16 protein-coding genes are annotated in these 15,586 nt (G+C 71.9%); 7 read left to right on the top strand and 9 right to left on the bottom strand.

From position 1 onward, the window contains the following. The coding region (locus tag ACFWPS_RS52610) for an ATP-binding protein (protein WP_383721353.1) at window positions 1-1,250 on the bottom strand (1,250 nt) is incomplete at its 3' end. A 217-nt stretch (window positions 1,251-1,467) separates the two neighbouring features. After that, a complete protein-coding gene (locus tag ACFWPS_RS52615; RefSeq protein WP_383721355.1) occupies window positions 1,468-2,712 on the bottom strand; it encodes a serine hydrolase domain-containing protein in 1,245 nt (414 codons plus the stop codon). Window positions 2,713-2,932: 220 nt separating this feature from the next. Between ACFWPS_RS52615 and ACFWPS_RS52620 the strand changes: the two genes are divergently transcribed. Next, window positions 2,933-3,106, top strand: coding sequence for a hypothetical protein (locus ACFWPS_RS52620; RefSeq protein ID WP_383721357.1), 174 nt, complete (start codon window positions 2,933-2,935; stop codon window positions 3,104-3,106). Between the two features lie 9 nt (window positions 3,107-3,115). Here the strand turns inward: ACFWPS_RS52620 and ACFWPS_RS52625 are convergent, their stop codons facing one another. After that, the gene (locus ACFWPS_RS52625) at window positions 3,116-3,586 is read right to left on the bottom strand and encodes a hypothetical protein (protein WP_383721360.1); all 471 of its coding nucleotides are present in this window, start codon (window positions 3,584-3,586) and stop codon (window positions 3,116-3,118) included. A gap of 335 nt (window positions 3,587-3,921) precedes the next feature. Here ACFWPS_RS52625 and ACFWPS_RS52630 point away from each other — a divergent pair, with 335 nt between their 5' ends. Both ACFWPS_RS52630 and ACFWPS_RS52635 read left to right on the top strand, forming a co-directional pair. Further along, a complete protein-coding gene (locus tag ACFWPS_RS52630; protein ID WP_383721363.1) occupies window positions 3,922-5,271 on the top strand; it encodes a transaminase in 1,350 nt (449 codons plus the stop codon). 30 nt (window positions 5,272-5,301) lie between these two features. Next, entirely contained in the window at window positions 5,302-5,742 is a 441-nt protein-coding gene (locus tag ACFWPS_RS52635) for an Lrp/AsnC family transcriptional regulator (protein ID WP_383721365.1), read from the top strand. Window positions 5,743-5,770: 28 nt separating this feature from the next. Here the strand turns inward: ACFWPS_RS52635 and ACFWPS_RS52640 are convergent, their stop codons facing one another. Further along, on the bottom strand, window positions 5,771-6,868 hold the full coding sequence (locus tag ACFWPS_RS52640; protein WP_383721367.1) for a PP2C family protein-serine/threonine phosphatase: 1,098 nt from the start codon (window positions 6,866-6,868) through the stop codon (window positions 5,771-5,773). Between the two features lie 243 nt (window positions 6,869-7,111). On the opposite strand from ACFWPS_RS52640, the gene ACFWPS_RS52645 reads away from it, so the two are divergent. Together ACFWPS_RS52645 and ACFWPS_RS52650 are read left to right on the top strand one after the other, a co-directional pair. Next, window positions 7,112-8,020, top strand: a complete 909-nt coding sequence (locus ACFWPS_RS52645) for a GNAT family N-acetyltransferase (RefSeq protein WP_383721370.1) — start codon at window positions 7,112-7,114, stop codon at window positions 8,018-8,020. A 44-nt stretch (window positions 8,021-8,064) separates the two neighbouring features. Next, window positions 8,065-8,385 (top strand): hypothetical protein, encoded by a 321-nt coding sequence (locus tag ACFWPS_RS52650; RefSeq protein ID WP_383721373.1) that lies wholly within the window; start codon window positions 8,065-8,067, stop codon window positions 8,383-8,385. A 134-nt stretch (window positions 8,386-8,519) separates the two neighbouring features. Here ACFWPS_RS52650 and ACFWPS_RS52655 read toward each other — a convergent pair whose 3' ends face one another. From ACFWPS_RS52655 to ACFWPS_RS52675, 5 genes are all read right to left on the bottom strand, one after another. Then, window positions 8,520-9,407: a Gfo/Idh/MocA family protein gene (locus ACFWPS_RS52655; RefSeq protein ID WP_383721376.1), complete on the bottom strand. Its 888-nt coding sequence runs from the start codon at window positions 9,405-9,407 to the stop codon at window positions 8,520-8,522. Between the two features lie 47 nt (window positions 9,408-9,454). After that, on the bottom strand, window positions 9,455-10,438 hold the full coding sequence (gene tgmB / locus ACFWPS_RS52660; protein WP_383721378.1) for an ATP-grasp ribosomal peptide maturase: 984 nt from the start codon (window positions 10,436-10,438) through the stop codon (window positions 9,455-9,457). A gap of 15 nt (window positions 10,439-10,453) precedes the next feature. Next, window positions 10,454-10,645, bottom strand: a complete 192-nt coding sequence (tgmA, locus tag ACFWPS_RS52665) for a putative ATP-grasp-modified RiPP (protein WP_089102565.1) — start codon at window positions 10,643-10,645, stop codon at window positions 10,454-10,456. 165 nt (window positions 10,646-10,810) lie between these two features. After that, the gene (locus tag ACFWPS_RS52670) at window positions 10,811-11,677 is read right to left on the bottom strand and encodes a fructosamine kinase family protein (RefSeq protein ID WP_383721381.1); all 867 of its coding nucleotides are present in this window, start codon (window positions 11,675-11,677) and stop codon (window positions 10,811-10,813) included. A 347-nt stretch (window positions 11,678-12,024) separates the two neighbouring features. Then, window positions 12,025-13,017, bottom strand: coding sequence for a hypothetical protein (locus ACFWPS_RS52675; protein WP_383721384.1), 993 nt, complete (start codon window positions 13,015-13,017; stop codon window positions 12,025-12,027). Window positions 13,018-13,474: 457 nt separating this feature from the next. Between ACFWPS_RS52675 and ACFWPS_RS52680 the strand changes: the two genes are divergently transcribed. Together ACFWPS_RS52680 and ACFWPS_RS52685 are read left to right on the top strand one after the other, a co-directional pair. Beyond that, a complete protein-coding gene (locus tag ACFWPS_RS52680) occupies window positions 13,475-14,863 on the top strand; it encodes a glycoside hydrolase family 43 protein (protein ID WP_383721387.1) in 1,389 nt (462 codons plus the stop codon). Between the two features lie 235 nt (window positions 14,864-15,098). Continuing rightward, complete coding sequence (locus ACFWPS_RS52685; protein ID WP_383721390.1) at window positions 15,099-15,581, top strand: hypothetical protein; 483 nt, start codon at window positions 15,099-15,101, stop codon at window positions 15,579-15,581. Window positions 15,582-15,586: the final 5 nt, after the last annotated feature.

Consider the following 15,586-nt stretch of genomic DNA (forward strand, 5'->3'; position numbering starts at 1 on the left):
GGGGCCGGCGCGGCGGGCACCGGAGACTCGGCCGACGCGATGTCGGCCGCCACGATCTCGGGCACGGCCGTCTCGGGCACGGCCGTCTGGCGTAGGGGCGTTTCACGCACCACCGTTTCACGCGCAGCCGCCTCGCGCACGGCCCGCTCACGCACCGCTTCCCTGCGCGCCGCGCGCTCCCGGGTCGAGCGGGGCGCGCTGACCGACGGGGGCCGCTCGCCCGGGTCGACCCGGCCGAGCAGATGGCTGTCCACCCGAAGCACCGCGCGCACCCCGCCGTAGGGCGAGGGGGACGAGACGTCGACGCTCAGGTCGAACTGGCGGGTGAGCTGGCCGATCGCGGCCAGGCCCATGCGCGGCGGGTCGCCCAGGTCGGTCAGCAGGATCGGGTCACTCCCCGCCACCAGCCGCTGCGCGCGGGCCCGTTCGTCCTGCGTCATGCCGAGACCCGCGTCGTCGACGGTCACGCACACCCCGTGGTGGACGTGCTCCAGATTGACCACGACGTCGGTGTCCGGCGCCGAGTGGCGCAGCGCGTTGTCCAGGAGTTCGGCGACGATGATGGCGACCGGTTCGACCGCGTGGGACACCAGGGCGGTGCCCGGGTCCAGATGGTTGTTGACCTGGACCCGGTGGTAGCCCGAGAGCCGGGCCTGGCCGCCGGTGACGGCGTCCACCACGTGGGACTCCTCGCGGGCCAGTCCCACCCAGGCCCCGCACACCACGGCCGCGACCTGCGCCCGCCGCAGCGACTGCTCGTTCTCGTGGTCCAGCGCGAACAGCGTCTGCGCCAGCTCGGGGTCGTCGTAGCGCTGTTGGAGTCCCCGCAGGGCGTCCTGCAGGCGGTACAGGGCGGCCTGGATCTCCCGGGTGGCGCCCCGGAGGCCGGCCTGCGCGGCCGCGTCGATCCGGGTGCGCTGCGCGCTCAGCTCCTCGCGCAGCGCGGTGAGCACGTACTCCAGCGCGATCCCGGTGGGGGTCCCGGGCGTGTGCTGCCTGGCCGGACCCGGCACCCTCAGGTGCGGATGCGCGAGCTGGGCCGCGGCCGCGGGCATCCGGCGGGCCGCGAGATGCTCGACCTCGGTGATGAACGCGCCCTCGGCGCCCTCCAGTTGGGCGCGCAGCTCCGTTACCTCGGCCCGCAGCGCCGCCTTCTGGCGCCGGGACCTGACCAGACTGCCGCCGAGGGCGAGCGCGGAGAGCGTTCCGGCGGCGAGACCACCGGCCACCAGTTCCGGTAATTCGATCATGGAATCGGTTTCCAGGGGGAGTAGGGCAGCAGACGGCAGGGAGAGCCCGGGGCCCTCCCATGTGGCGCTCGCAGCACAGTACACACCGTCATTGACCGGCCCCGCACGGTGAATCGTTACATCACTTCGAATCCGCCCGGCGACTGTTCGCTTCTGTGTCAAGTGTCGGAAATGCCATGCAGGGGCGGTGAGTTGGGTTCCCGCGCGGGCCGGCTCGTCACCGCGTGGCGGAGGCGGGCACCGGCAGGTTGAAGACGTGGGACGGGGAGACGACCCGGGTGATCGCCTGGCCGAAGAGGGTGCTGGGCTCGATGTCGCCCTTGTAGCTGATGTCGGTGTTGAGGAGCACGACCACGGTCGTCCGCGTCGACGGCAGGTAGACGGTCAGCGACTCGTAGCCCGGCAGTGAGCCGTTGTGCCCGATCCAGCCCTGGACATCGAAGATGCCGAGGCCGTACCCGGCGCCCTGGATGCCGGTCGAGGGTGTGGTCAGCCGCTGCTTCTGGACGACCGGTCCGACCATGGTGGTGCCGTCGGGGAAGACGCCGGTGGCCACGGTGCGCGCCCAGGTGCGCAGATCGTCCAGGTTCGAGATCATCGCGCCGGCGGCCCAGCCCCAGGACGGGTTCCAGCCGGCGGTCTCCTCGACCTTCCCGGTCGCCGTCTGGTTCGTGTAGCCCTGTGCGTGCGGGGCGGGGAACTCGTTCCCGGTCGGGAACAGGGTATGGCTCATGCCCGCCGGACCCAGGACGTGCTGTTCGAGGTAGTCGCCGAGCCGCTGCCCGCTCTCCTTCTCGACGAGCAGGCCGAGCAGGATCAGGTTGGTGTTGGAGTAGTAGAACTTCTCCCCGGGCTGGAACATCACCGGGTGCCCGAAGGAGTAGGCGAGCAGCTGCTGCGGGGTGAAGGCGCGCTGCGGATCGGAGGTCAGCGCCTTGAAGAAGCCCGTGTCCTCGGAGTAGTTGAACAGCCCGCTGCGCATCCCGGCCAGGTCCCGCAGCGTGATCCGGTCGCCGTTGGGCACCCCGTCGAGGTACTTGCCGATCGGGTCGTCCAAGCCCACCCTGCCCTGGTCGACCAGCTGGAGCAGTGCGGTCACCGTGAACGTCTTGGTCTCGCTGCCGATCCGCATGTACAGGTCGGGTGACATCTTCTGCCCGGTCGCCTTGTTCGCGACCCCGAACGAGCGAACGTAGTCGCTCTGGCCGGGCGTCCAGACACCGACGGTCACGCCGGGTACGTCCGCCTCGCGCATGACGTGCTGGACGACCGCGTCGAGTTGGCGTGCCACCGCCGGGGTCATGTCACGGACGTCCGGGCTGCCGGACGGCGACGGGGTGGGCGAGGGCGCGGCGAACGCGGCCGGTGCGGCGGCGGGTGCTCCGGTGAGGGGGACGGTGAGCGCCCCCAGCACGACGGCGACCGCGGCCGTTCGGCGCAGCCTGGCGGACGTGTACGGCATGGGCTGACTCCAAGCACGTGAGAGCGAACGTGCGGTGGGGTCGGACGTCAGAACCCTGACTTCACAGGATACGAGCGCGCGCCCGGCGCCGCCTGCCGACCGCGGGCCGCCGGAATGCTTGTAGGACGGCGGCCGGGCCCGATCGGGGGGTGCGTTCACCCGACCCGGTGAGCGCGTCGGGCGGCGCGTACCACCAGCGCGTCCCGGGCGTTGCCCCGGCATGGACGGAACCTCTCGCACGCCCTGGCGCACGGTCCAGGAGCCGCGCGCCCTGCGCTCCCGTGAGCCGATCTACGCCCAGCTCGTCCGGGAGTGGCGGGAGCAGGGCCGTACGGTGCCGGGCGAACCGGACAGCCGTTGGGCCGCCGTCCTCATCCTGCTGCCCCGCCGCTGACCTCTGCCCTCACTGCTCGTCGCACACCGGCCGCAGCACCGCCAGCGTGCCGTTGGCCTCCCGCAGCGCCAGCTCCAGGGTGGCCGGCGAGTGCAGGGCGCCACTGCCGTCGGGCGGCACCAGCCACTCCAGGAAGCGCGCGGGCCGGTAGGGCGGCGGTACGGCGACCCACGCCCCTCTGGTCGTGTACCGCAGCCCGGACCCGATCCAGCCGCCGTCGGGGTCGGGGGGCAGGAAGAACCCGACCCGGCGCGCCGCGGTGTCCACCAGGGTCGGCCCGGGCACCGGCAGGGACGGCCGCCACAGCAGGTCGAGCGTGAGCAGACCGAGCCGGTCCGGCACGCTCAGCACATCCCAGAAGCGGCCCGCCTCCAGCAGTGAGACGCCCTCACCGTGGTCCCATTCCCACTTGCACGCCCGGGGGTCCGCCGAGGCCGCCGCGAGCCATTCCACACCCTGCATCCACATCGTGTTCGTCATGCACTGCTCCGTGGGATAACCGCTCACCTGTTTCGGGTGCAGGGAACGACCGACACCGGGCAGTCGGCGCGTCCGCACGCCAACCCGGCATATGCATGCTGGTAGATATTTCTAACTGGCGGAAGGGGTGGCGAACCATGGCGTTTGAGGGCGGATGTTCGAACACTGCGCATTGGTACGGATGTTGCGCAGAACGGAAGATCCTCCTGGATTGACGATCACGCTCGATTCCGTCGTCACGGCAAGCGATTCAAGCGCCATACCTTGAAGTGGAGGCGATATCAGCCGTACGCTCCCGTTGTTCCGTCGCCGCAGCATCCGACCAGGGGTACTCCATGGACCGCACCCGACTGCATGCCCTCCTGGCCCGCGAGAGCGCCGAGGCCGAACGGCGAAACCCCCGCTCCCTGGCCGCATATGCCGAGGCCGGCCATCTCTTCGGCCGGGTCCCGATGACGTGGATGAACAAGACCGCCGGAGCCTTCCCCCGGTACCTGGCGACCGCCCGCGGTGCCCGGGTCACCGACGTCGACGGGCACACGTACATCGACTTCTGCCTCGGCGACACCGGCGCGATGGCCGGTCACTCGCCGGCCGCCGTGACCGAGGCGGTGCACCGTCGGTTCGCCGAGCTGGGCGGGGCCACCGCGATGCTGCCGACGGAGGACGCGGAGTGGGTCGGCGCCGAGCTGACCCGCCGCTTCGGGCTCGCCCGCTGGAGCTTCTCGCTCACCGCGACGGACGCCAACCGGTGGGCGATCCGGCTCGCCCGCGCCGTCACCGGACGCCCGAAGATCCTGGTGAACAGCTACAGCTACCACGGCAGCGTCGACGAGTCCCTCATCGTCGTCGGCCCCGACGGCAAGGGCGCGCCCCGCCCCGGGAACGTCGGCGCGCCCTGCGACGTCACCCTGACCAGCCGGGTCGCCGAGTTCAACGACCTGGACCAGCTGGAGCGCGAACTCGCCCACGGCGACGTGGCGGCCGTCCTCATGGAACCCGCACTCACCAACATCGGCATCGTCCTGCCCGAGCCCGGCTACCTGGACGGCGTGCGTGCCCTCACCCGGCAGTACGGCACGCTGCTCATCAACGACGAGACGCACACCTTCTCGGCCGGCCCCGGCGGCTGCACCGCCGCCTGGGAGCTGGAGCCGGACCTGCTGACCATCGGCAAGGCCATCGGCGGCGGCATCCCGGCCGGTGCCTACGGCCTCTCCGCCGACCTCGCCGAGCGGCTCCTCGCCCGCGCCGACCTGGACCTGGTGGACATGGGCGGTGTCGGCGGCACCCTCGCCGGCAACGCGCTCTCGGTGGCGGCGACCCGGGCCACCCTGGAGCACGTGCTCACCGACGAGGCGTTCGACCACATGGACCGGCTCTCCGCACGCTTCGAGACCGGCGTGCGGTCCGCCGTCGAGGCGCACGGCCTGCCCTGGTCGGTCGGCCGCCTCGGTGCCCGCACCGAGTACCGCTTCGCGGACCCGGCCCCGCGCACCGGCACCGAGTCCGAGGCTGCCGCCGACCCCGACCTCGAGGACTTCCTGCACCTCTACCTCGCCAACCGGGGCATCCTCCTCACCCCGTTCCACAACATGGCCCTGATGTGCCCCGACACCACAGAGCAGGACGTCGACACCCACACCGCGGTGTTCGGCGCCGCCCTGCTCGAACTGGCCGGCTGAGGAAGAGGAAGGGACGGGGACGTGGTGCACATGGACGACATCGACCGGGCCATCCTGCGCGAGCTCCAGGCCGACGGCCGTATCGCCTACGCCGACCTGGGCCCGAAGGTCGGCCTCTCCGCCTCCGCGGCCCGGCAGCGGCTGCAGCGCCTGCTGGACTCCCGGGCCGTGCAGGTCGTCGGCGTCACCGACCCGATGGCCATGGGCGGCCAGGCGATGGCCCTGCTCGGCATCGGTGTGGACGGCGACCCGCGCGCCGTCGCCGACGCGCTCGCCGGACACCCCGAGGTGGTGTACTCCGTGTTCACCTCGGGCGGCTTCGACCTGTTCGCCGAGGTGGTCACGCCCGGCCCGAAGGAACTGCTCGACTTCGTCAACGACGTGGTCCGGCCCATCGAGGGCGTGCGCGAGGTCCGGCCCTTCCCGTACTTCGGCATCCACACCCACCGCTTCCTGTGGGAGGTGGGCTGAGACCCCGGCCGACGGCGGGGCCCGGACCTCAGCCGATGGCCGGCGTCAGGACGAGCATGGTGGCGTCGTCACGCACCTCGTAGTGCCCGGCCAGGTCCGCCCACACCTCTTCGGTGAGCCCGACCGCGTCCACGCCCGCGAACCCGGCCAGCCGCTCCGGGAGCGGATAGAAGCCCCCGGCCCCGTCGCGCGCCTCCCAGACCCCGTCAGAGGCGAGGAACAGCCGGTCGCCCGGCCCCAGCTCGACCGTGATCTCCTTCGCCGGGTCCACCCCGACCAGGCCGAGGCCCAGCGGAGCCCCCGGTGCGACGACCAGTTCCTGGGCCCGCCCGTCCCGCAGCAGCACGGGCGCCGGATGACCGCAGGCCACGATCCGCACCGACCGCAGATCGGCGGAGAACTCCAGCAGCAGGGCCGTGGCGAACAGCTCCGCGTGCGGGACGCCGGCCGAGTCCACCGTCAGCCTGCGGTCCATCCGCGTCGCCACCGACTCCAGGTCCGGCAGGTCGAGCACCGCCTCCCGGAACGCACCGAGCAGCGACACCACCGTGGCGACGGCGGCCAGCCCGTGCCCCCGTACGTCCCCCATCACCGCCCGGACCCCGTACGGGCCGTCGCGCACGTCGAAGAAGTCCCCGCCGACCAGCGTGCCGTGTTGCGCGGCCCGGTACAGCCCCACGCACCCCACCGCGCCGACCCGCTTCGGCAGCGGCGGCAGCACGGCTCGCTGCACCGCCTCGCCTACCGCCCGCTCGGTGAGCAGCTGGGCGTCCCGGTGACTGCGCACATACGACACGAAGACACTCAGTAGCGCCACGAAGGTGACCGTGAGGAGGTCGGTGTCGCCGGGATGGTTCAGATGGGTGGCGGGCACGTTGAGCAGGAGCACCACCAGGCAGCTGAGCACGGCCGTCGCCAGCGGGCCGTAGGAGAGGACGGCCAGCGGCGGGATGGCCCCGAGGAGGAAACCGAAGTCGTGTCCGTCGGGGCTGATCAGCGTCGCCGCCGTCACGACCCCGAGCAGGACGACGGGCAGCACCCGCACCCAGCGTGGCGGCGGCGCACCCTGCAACCAGCCACGACCGTCCCGGTAGCCACGCGACGACCAGCCGCGCACCGAAGTCACATCCCTAAGCTACGCCCGTGCCCGGTCACCGGACCCGCCCTGATCTTGAATAGCCGCGTGCGGAAAACCCGTGGACGCGTCCGAGCCGGTCCCCTAACGTATGAGCGCACGCCCGAGACCGGACGGAAGGAGGCGAGTGCGATGTGCATCACACCCATCCCGCGCTCCCTCCCCGTTTCCCGGGCGTGACAGGTCAGAGCTGACCCGGGAGCGCTCCCCGTAGCACTTATCCCGGAGGAATCCGTGACCGATCCGGTCATCCGCACGCTCGACGACAGCACCGCCCACCTCTTCGACGCCCTGCCCGACCCGCTGCGCCTGCGGGAGAAGCACCAGCGCACCCTGTTCCGCCCCGACTGGCAGCGCGTCGCCCTGCGCGACGGGCGCGTGGTCGCCCGGGCCGCCTGGTGGGGCGCTCCCGAGGCCACCGAGCCGATCCTGATCAACTGGTTCGACGTGGCCGAGGGCGAGGAGGAGGCCGGCGCCGAGCTGCTGCGCGGCGCGCCCTGGCAGGTCGAGGAACTCGAACTCGACCTGCCCACGGGCTGGCACGACGACCCCGCTCTGGCAACCGCCGCCGAGACCCGCTTCACCGCCGCCCGCAAGGCGGGCTTCGAACTCCTGGTGGAGCGTTACAACTACCGCTGGACACCCGAGTGCGGCCTCCCCGAACGACCCGGGCGCCTCGTCTTCACCGCCGAACCGGACGACCGGGTGTTCGTCGACGCCCTGCGCCGCATCCACTCCGTCACCCTGGACGCCCACGCCCGCCGCGCCATCGAGCAGGGGGGAGTGGACCAGGCGGCCCAGGAGGAGATGGACTTCTTCCACTGGATGCCCTCGCCCCGCGAGTGGTGGCAGATCGCCCGCACCCCCGACGGCGAGCCGGTCGGCATCCACATCCCCGGGCGCAATCCTGGAGGGCCCTGTGTCGGGTTCATCGGCGTCCTGCCGGAGCAGCGCGGGCACGGGTACGCCTACGACCTGCTCGTGGAGTGCACGCACTTCCTCGTCGAGCACGGCGCCGAGTTCGTCGCCGCGGCCACCGACCAGGGCAACACTCCCATGGCCGCGCACTTCGCCCGGGCCGGTTACCCCGTCGCCCGGGAGCGGGTGAACTTCTGGGCGACGGCCGCTGTCAGTGCCGGGTGACATGCTGACAGCAGGGTGACCGACAGCTGACGGGAGGAGCCGGCATGGGGTTCGAGGGTGAGGTCTGGCAGGTGCGCGGCAGGCGGGAGCCGGTCGGCGAGATCGTCATCGACGAGGCCGACTTCCCCTGGCTGCACGGCACCTTCACCCCCGGTCCCGGCCTTGCCGGTGTCCGGGACCTGTTCGCCCGTGAGCTGGTGCTGGCCGAGGACGAGGACTGGGAGGCGTGGGAGGAGGTCCAGGACGAGATCTGCCGCCAGGTCTCCCTGGTCTCGCCGGACGGCCCGGTCCCCGAGTTCCTGCTGCACATCGAGGGGGACCGGGCCTGGTTCAGATGGAGCGACGAGCCGTTCGACAAGGAGTAGCCGGCAGCCCCCGGGCAGCGCACCGAAGGGGCGCGGGGCTGCATCGAATGTGCGGCTACCGCCGCGTGGGCGCGACCAGCCACGACGGCGCCGCGGACGAACGACGGCGCATCGCGGCAATTCCAGCGGAGCGCTCAGTCGACGTCCTTGCCCAGCAGGGTCTCCGCCTCCGTGAGGATCTCGGTGACCCGCAGGGCGAAGGCCGCGTCGCACGGGTGCGCCCGGCCCGTGCGCGCGGCGGTGACCAGGGCGTCCGCGGCCCGGGTCAGGGCCGGGACCGCTCCTTCCGCACTCCTCGGAAGGAGCGTGACCCCCGTCTCGCCCCGCAGCTCCACATCGGCCCCGGCCGCCGCCGGGGGTGCGGTGAGGCTCAGGGTCACCGTGCTCGACGCCCCGCCGGCGTGGTCGAGGACGAGATGGACGGTGTCCGCCGGGCCGTGCACGGCGGCCGCCACCCGCCGTACGTCGCCCAGGACCGGCAGCAGCACGGACAGGGCGTGCGGACCCACGTCCCACAGCGCGCCCTTCTCCCGCCGCCACGGCGAGTCGGCGAACGGGCTCTCACCGGTGAACAGCGAACCCAGCCAGTGCGCCCGGGCCGTGAACCACCCCGCGGTGGCGGCCTGTTCACCGATCCACGCCTCCGGCTCCGGCTGGAACCGGGTGGTGAAGAACACCACGGAGGCGACCCGGGCCCGCTCCGCCGCCTCCACCACCGCCCGCCCCTCGGCGACGCCGAGCGCGAGTGGCTTGTCCAGCAGCAGATGCCGGCCCGCCGCCGCGGCCCGCACCGCCAGTTCCGCTTGGACGACCGGCGGCAGCGCCACCGCCACCGCGTCCACATCGCCGAGCAGTACGTCCACGTCGTCGTACGCCCGGACGTCGTACTCCTCGGCGAGTTCCGCGGCGGCCTCGGGGCGGCGGCCCCACACCCCGGCGAACTCCAGCGAACCATGCCCCGCCAGCGCGGGGGCGTACGCCGCCCGTGCCCAGGGCCCCGTCCCCAGCAGTCCGATGCGCATCTCCCGTTCCTTTCTCCGTACCCGGTTCCATATCGTCGCCCGGCCCGTCAAGGCGTCGTGCTCCGCCCGCCGTTGACGTACGTCCGGCACCGGTCGGTGCCGTGCGCCAGCCATCCGGCGATGGCCTCGGCGATCGGCTGACCGGTGTCCATCTCGACGAACCCGAACTGGCCCGACTGGTTGCACTCCAGGAACCACCAGATGCCGTCGGCGTCCTCCGCGAAGTCGAAGGCACCGTAGGCCAGCTCGGCGTCCTTCATATACGTGCGGACGGCCTCGGCGACTCGCGGGGGTACCTCCGCCTCCCGCCAGGGAGAGTCCGACGGCGCGAACCGGACGTCCACGTCGTCGGGGTGGGCGTCCGGGCTCACCGGCTTGCGGGCGGCCAGCAGCCGCTCGCCGACCACCGTCAGCCGGATGTCGGCCCGCTTGCCGACCCGCCGCTGCAACAGTGTCGGGCCGAACGCCACCGCCGCGAAGTCGGTGTCCGGGGCCACCCGGCTGGTCGGCACCGCCCGCGGCGGCTCCTGCGGATGCGCGCCCGACACCGGCTTGACCACGAGGTCCGGGAACCGCTCCGCGAACTCCCGGGCCGCCTGCGGAAACGTGGTGATCAGCGTCGCGGGCACGGCGAGCCCGCTGCGCTGCGCCAGCCGCAGCTGCCACGGCTTGTGGCGGGCCCGGGCGGCCGCGTCCGGATGGTTCATCCAGCGCGCCTCGGTCCCCCGGAGCATGCCGTACAGCGCCTGCGCGGACTCCTCGGTCAGCCAGGCCGACGGCTGGACGGCCCGGGCGGCCGCCGCCCCCGGCCTGCGCACCCAGATCGAGCGCAGGCCGTTCATGCCGACCAGGCGCCCGTTCACGGACAGATGCCCGCGGCTGACGCCCTGCACATACTCGCCCGACAGGGCCACACCGCTGGTCAGATCGGCAGGATCGAGGCGGACGACGGGCACTCCGGCCTCGTGCAGCCGGAGGACCACCATGTCCGCCGTCACGTCCTCGTCACTGGTCAGGATGAGCACGGTCATCGTGAGGGTCCGCGATCAGTCGTCGAAGTGCGTCTTGGAGCCCGCGGTGGAGGTCGTGGTCCCCAGGGCTCTGAGCGTTGCGTGATCGGTGGCTGCGATCCGGCCATCGTGGAGAACGTTCAACTGCAGTCCGGAGTCATACGCGTACGGAGTGGTGACGTCCAACTGCACTGCGGGGCGTGCGTAGTTGAGCGCGAACGGTTGCATGGTCTCTCCCTGTTTCGTTCTTCCATGCACTTATACGATTCGAACGCGTGGTTGGTTTCCTTACTCTGCGTAATCTCAGCCCGAATTAAGAGCTTGTTAAGGGAGAAGCGGCGAATCGCTCCTGCACGTGGCCGATTTCACATTCCCGTCCGGCACATGACGGCGTCACATGTCCGCGAAATTCCGGGATGTCGTCAAAGCCTGTTCGGCGTAGCTCCGTCCGAAGAGCACGGCATGCACCAGCAGCGGGAACAGTTGGTGCAACCCGATCCGCTCCGCCCAGCCGTCGGCCGGCGGAGCCGCCTCCCGATAGCCCTCCACAATCCGGTCCAGATACGGGCAGCCGAACAGCCGGAGCATCGCGAGGTCGGTCTCGCGGTGCCCGCCGTGCGCGGCCGGGTCGATCAGCCGGACCCTGCAGTCGGCGCCCCACAGGACATTCCCGTTCCACAGGTCGCCGTGCAGCCGGGCGGGCGGCTCGGGCGGCCCCGCGAGCTCCGGCAGCCGCTCGCAGACCCGCTCGATCACGGCGGCCTCGCCCGGCCGCAGGGTCCCCCGGTCGACCGCCGCACGCAGATACGGCAGCACCCGGTGCTCGGCGTACCATCGCGGCCACTCGGTGCCGGGCTCGTTGCGCATCGGGGCGCGACCGATCCAGGCGTCGAGCGGGCCGTCCGGCGGCGCCGCCCCGAAGGCCGGGGCGCCCGAGGCGTGCAGGGCGGCCAGGGCGCGGCCGAAACGCGTCGCCGCCTCGGCGCCCGGAGGCCCCGTGGGGACCAGTTCGGTCACCATCCACCGCTCGTCGTGCCCGAGCACCTCCGGTACCGGCACCGCCCGGGCGGCGGCCAGCCAGCGCAGCCCGGCCACCTCGGCCCGTACCGCCCCGGGACCGTCGCCGCGCTTGACCATGACCGCGGGACCGCCCGCGAACGTCACCTCCGCCAGGCCGCCCGACCGTGCCCGCTCGGCAGAGACGCGCCGCCCGGTGAGCCGGACGGCCGCCGCGCCCGGACCCTCACCGCAGTCGACCACGGCCACCAGCGTAAGAGCCGCCCTCGGCCGCCCGGCCGCTCGCGCTCACGGAGGAGCGGCTCCGACGGTCGACGGCGATCGGCCGGTCGGCGATGACGCCGCCGGCGACGGCCGGGATCCCGGAAGTTCTGTGCATACGGCTCACTGCGGTGATACCTCCCCCTGCGGTACTCGTCGTGCCGTAGCGAAGAATCCCATCCTCCTCGCCCGCAAGCAGCTGAATTTCCATGGAGCCTCCATCGATGCCTCGACGGGTTCCGGCCGGCATCCGGCAGCCACTGCCCCCGTCGACCCGGTGCGGCCGACTCGAGCCTCGCCGCGTCGCCACACCAGGGCACAAGGCCCGGTCAGGACGCGCGCGGCGGAGGGTATCCCCCTTGACCACGGCATCCGTGCCGATGGCCGACGCCTTCGAGATCCCGAAGCCGTCCGATCGCGTTGCCCAGCAGCTCGGTGAACCACAGCGTGCCGTCCGGGCCGGCGGCGAGCCGGAAGGGTGCCTTGTCGGGGCCGGACGCCAGCGGTACGACGGTGACCCCGCCGTCCGCCGCCACCCGGCCGATCCGGCCCGACCGGTCGGTGAACCACACCGGGCCGTCCGGCTCCGCGGCGATCCCACCGGGGTCGCCGTCGGCGCCGGGCAGGGGGAACCGGGTGACACGGCCGGTGGCATCGATCCGGTCGACGGAGTCCGACCCGGACGCCGTGAACCACATTCCGCCCGGCCCGGTGACGATGTCCTCGGGGAAGTCCGCACGGCTCGGCAGCGGGAACTCGGTGATCCGGCCGGTGGGTTGGATCCGCCCCACCCTGCCGCCGGCCAGCTCGGTGAACCAGAGGGCACCGCCGGCGCCGGCGGCGATGCCGTACGGGAGGGCGGCGGCCGTGGGCACCGGGTACTCGGTGACCCGGCCCGCGGTCGTGATGCGGCCGATCCGGTTGCTCCCCAGTTCGGTGAACCACAGCGCGCCGTCGGGTCCGGACGTGATGGCGGCGGGCGAGCTCGCGGCCCTGGGCAGTGCGAACTCGGTGACGGCACCGGAGGTCGTGATCCGTCCGATGCGGCCTGCCGACTGCTCGGTGAACCAGAGGGCGTGGTCCGGTCCCCGGGCGATGCCGAAGGGCGTGCTGTCCGGGGTCGGGGTGGGATATCCGGTCACCGTGCCGTCGGTCGTGACCCGCCCGATCCGGGCGGCGCCGGACTGGGCGAACCACAGGGCGCCGTCCGGCCCGGTGGTGATGCCGGCGGGGAGGCTGTCGGCGACGGTGGTGATCGGATACTCCGTCACCACACCGCCCGCGGCAGGGGCCGGGGCCGCTGCGGCGACCACACCGGTCATGACACCAACCAGAAGTGCGAGCGGGCGGCGTGGGAGGCAACCGGTCATGTGCGGTCCTTTTCCGACGGACTTTCAGACCGAGCCTAGGCAGTTCCGTACCACGGGACGACCTGGCGGAGGCGGAAGGGGGAGGCAGGCCGGTTCCGGCGGGCCGCAGGCGCCGGCGAGTCGGATTCGGCGGAGACCGGAGCGGACGCACCCGACCGACTCGTGGCGGCCGCACCCGGACAGGCCATGGCCGCCTTCACCGTGCCCCGCCGGCCGGGCCGCCGCACGCTCACCGCCACGCCGCCCGGTCTGTGGCAGGCGCCCCCTTGCGCTCCCGGTGCACACAGCGAATTCCTAGTAACTCCCTTGTTACGCAAGCATTGACGCGCCTCACGCGCCCCTCTAGTTTCTGATCGGTTTTCCGAACCGTGTCCGATATCCCGGACATCCCCCCTCGTCTGGAGCGCACATGAACGGCACCCCCCTGTCGCGCCGCCACTTCCTCGGTGCGGCCGCGACCGTCCCCCTCGCCGCCACCGGCGCCCTCGCCCTCGGCGCCGGAGCCGCCCGGGCCGCGACCAACTCGGCCTACGTGATGTGCTACTTCACCGAGTCCCCGGACATGCTGGCCGCCAACTACGGCCTGCACCTGGCCGTCAGCACCGACGGTCTCCAGTGGACCCCGCTCAACCAGAACGCCCCCGTCGCCACCCCCACCGCGGGCTCCCTCGGCCTGCGCGACCCGTTCATCCTGCGCAAGCAGGACGGCACCTTCGTCGTCCTCGCCACCGACCTCTACGGCACCGACTGGACGTACGTCAGCCAGTACATCCACGTCTGGGACTCCACCGACCTGCGCACCTTCACCGGGTACCGGCGGATGAAGCTGCACGACATGGACACCCATGCCTGGGCCCCCGAGGCCTTCTGGGACGCGGGGCGCGGCACGTACGGCGTCATCTACTCCGCCGTCAACGACAGCGGCCACAACGTCATCATGATCAACTACACCGGCGACTTCATCACCGCCGGCGACCCCCAGGTCTTCTTCGACCCCGGCTACGACGTCATCGACGGGGACCTGGCCGTCGGCGTGAGCGGTGTCAACTACCTGTACTTCAAGAAGAACTCGACGCTGGTCGGCGCGAAGTCCACGTCTTTGGACCCCGGCAGCTTCACCGAGTTCAGCACCGCGGTCTCGCACAACGGCACCGAGGCCCCGACCCTGGTCAAGTCCCTGACGTCCAGCTCGACCTGGTACCTCTGGGGAGACACCTGGGACCCCAACGGCGTCTTCTACGCCTGGCAGACCAGCGCGCTGTCAGCCGGCACCTGGACCGCCCTCGACCAGAAGACCTACACCCAGCCGCTCAACTCCAAGCACTGCGGCATCCAGCCCATCACCTCGACCGAGTACAACAACCTCGTCGCCAAGTGGGGCACCCCCACCTGGAACCGGCTGAAGTCCTACAACTACCCGGCCCGGTACGTGCGGCACAGCAACTTCGTCGGCCGCATCGACGAGTACGCCTTCGACCCGTACACCGACGGCATGTGGACGCTGGTCCCCGGCCTCGCCGACAGCAGCGGCGTGTCCTTCCAGTCGGTGAACTACCCGACCCGCTATCTGCGCCATTACAACTACCAGCTCCAGCTCGACGAGAACGACAGCACCACGGCGTTCGCCCAGGACGCCACGTTCTACAGAACGGCCGGCCTCGCCGACTCCACCTGGTCCTCGTTCCGCTCGTACAACTACCCGACGCGCTACATCCGCCACTCCGACTACGTGCTGCGCATCGACCCCATCTCCACGAGCACGGGCCAGGCCGACGCCACCTTCTACGTCGGCTACTGACAGCCCGACGGGCCCGTCGGGCGCCGACACGCCGACGACGGGCCCATGACCGCCCGAATGGCGGTGCGCCCCCGTGCGGGATTGACCCAGCCGGGGGGTGTTGGGCGTGTCGTCACCACGGATGGGCGGCCTGGATGGTGCGAGCCGGGGGGTTGGCTGACGGTGGTTCATGTCGGGGCCGGGTCGTTACAGCTGATGGAGTATCGGCGCCCGGCCACGGCGGAAGGACATCGAGATGCGTTCTGCCCGCATGATCCTCGCGACGACGGCCGCCACCGCAGCCCTCGCGTTTTCCGCCCCCGCAGCCCAGGCCGCGATCGCGGGGGACTGGGACGACGGAGGCCGTGACGACTCTTCCTACAGCAGCAACGACAGCAAGTACGACCCTGAGAGCTACAAGGGCAACGACGACGAGCAGAAGGGGGACCAGGGCGGCAAGGGGGACCAAGGAGGCAAGGACGACCAGGGCGGCAAGGACGACCAGGGCGGCAAGGACGACCAGGGAGGCAAGGACGACCAGGGAGGCAAGGGGAAGGACGACAGCGGCTCGTCGTGGGGTGACGACGAGGGGAGCGACCGGCCGCACGGCGGCGTGCACACCGGCGGCGGCGGCCTCGCCACGCCCGGCGTCACCGCCGGCGGGCTGGCCGTCCTCGGCGTAGCGGCCACCGGTGCCTACGCGCTGCGGCGCAGGAGAGTCCCCGGGCCCGTGTCCTGATGGGC

This window comes from Streptomyces sp. NPDC058457, from assembly GCF_042720695.1.
In the GTDB taxonomy this organism is placed as follows: Bacteria; Actinomycetota; Actinomycetes; order Streptomycetales; family Streptomycetaceae; genus Streptomyces.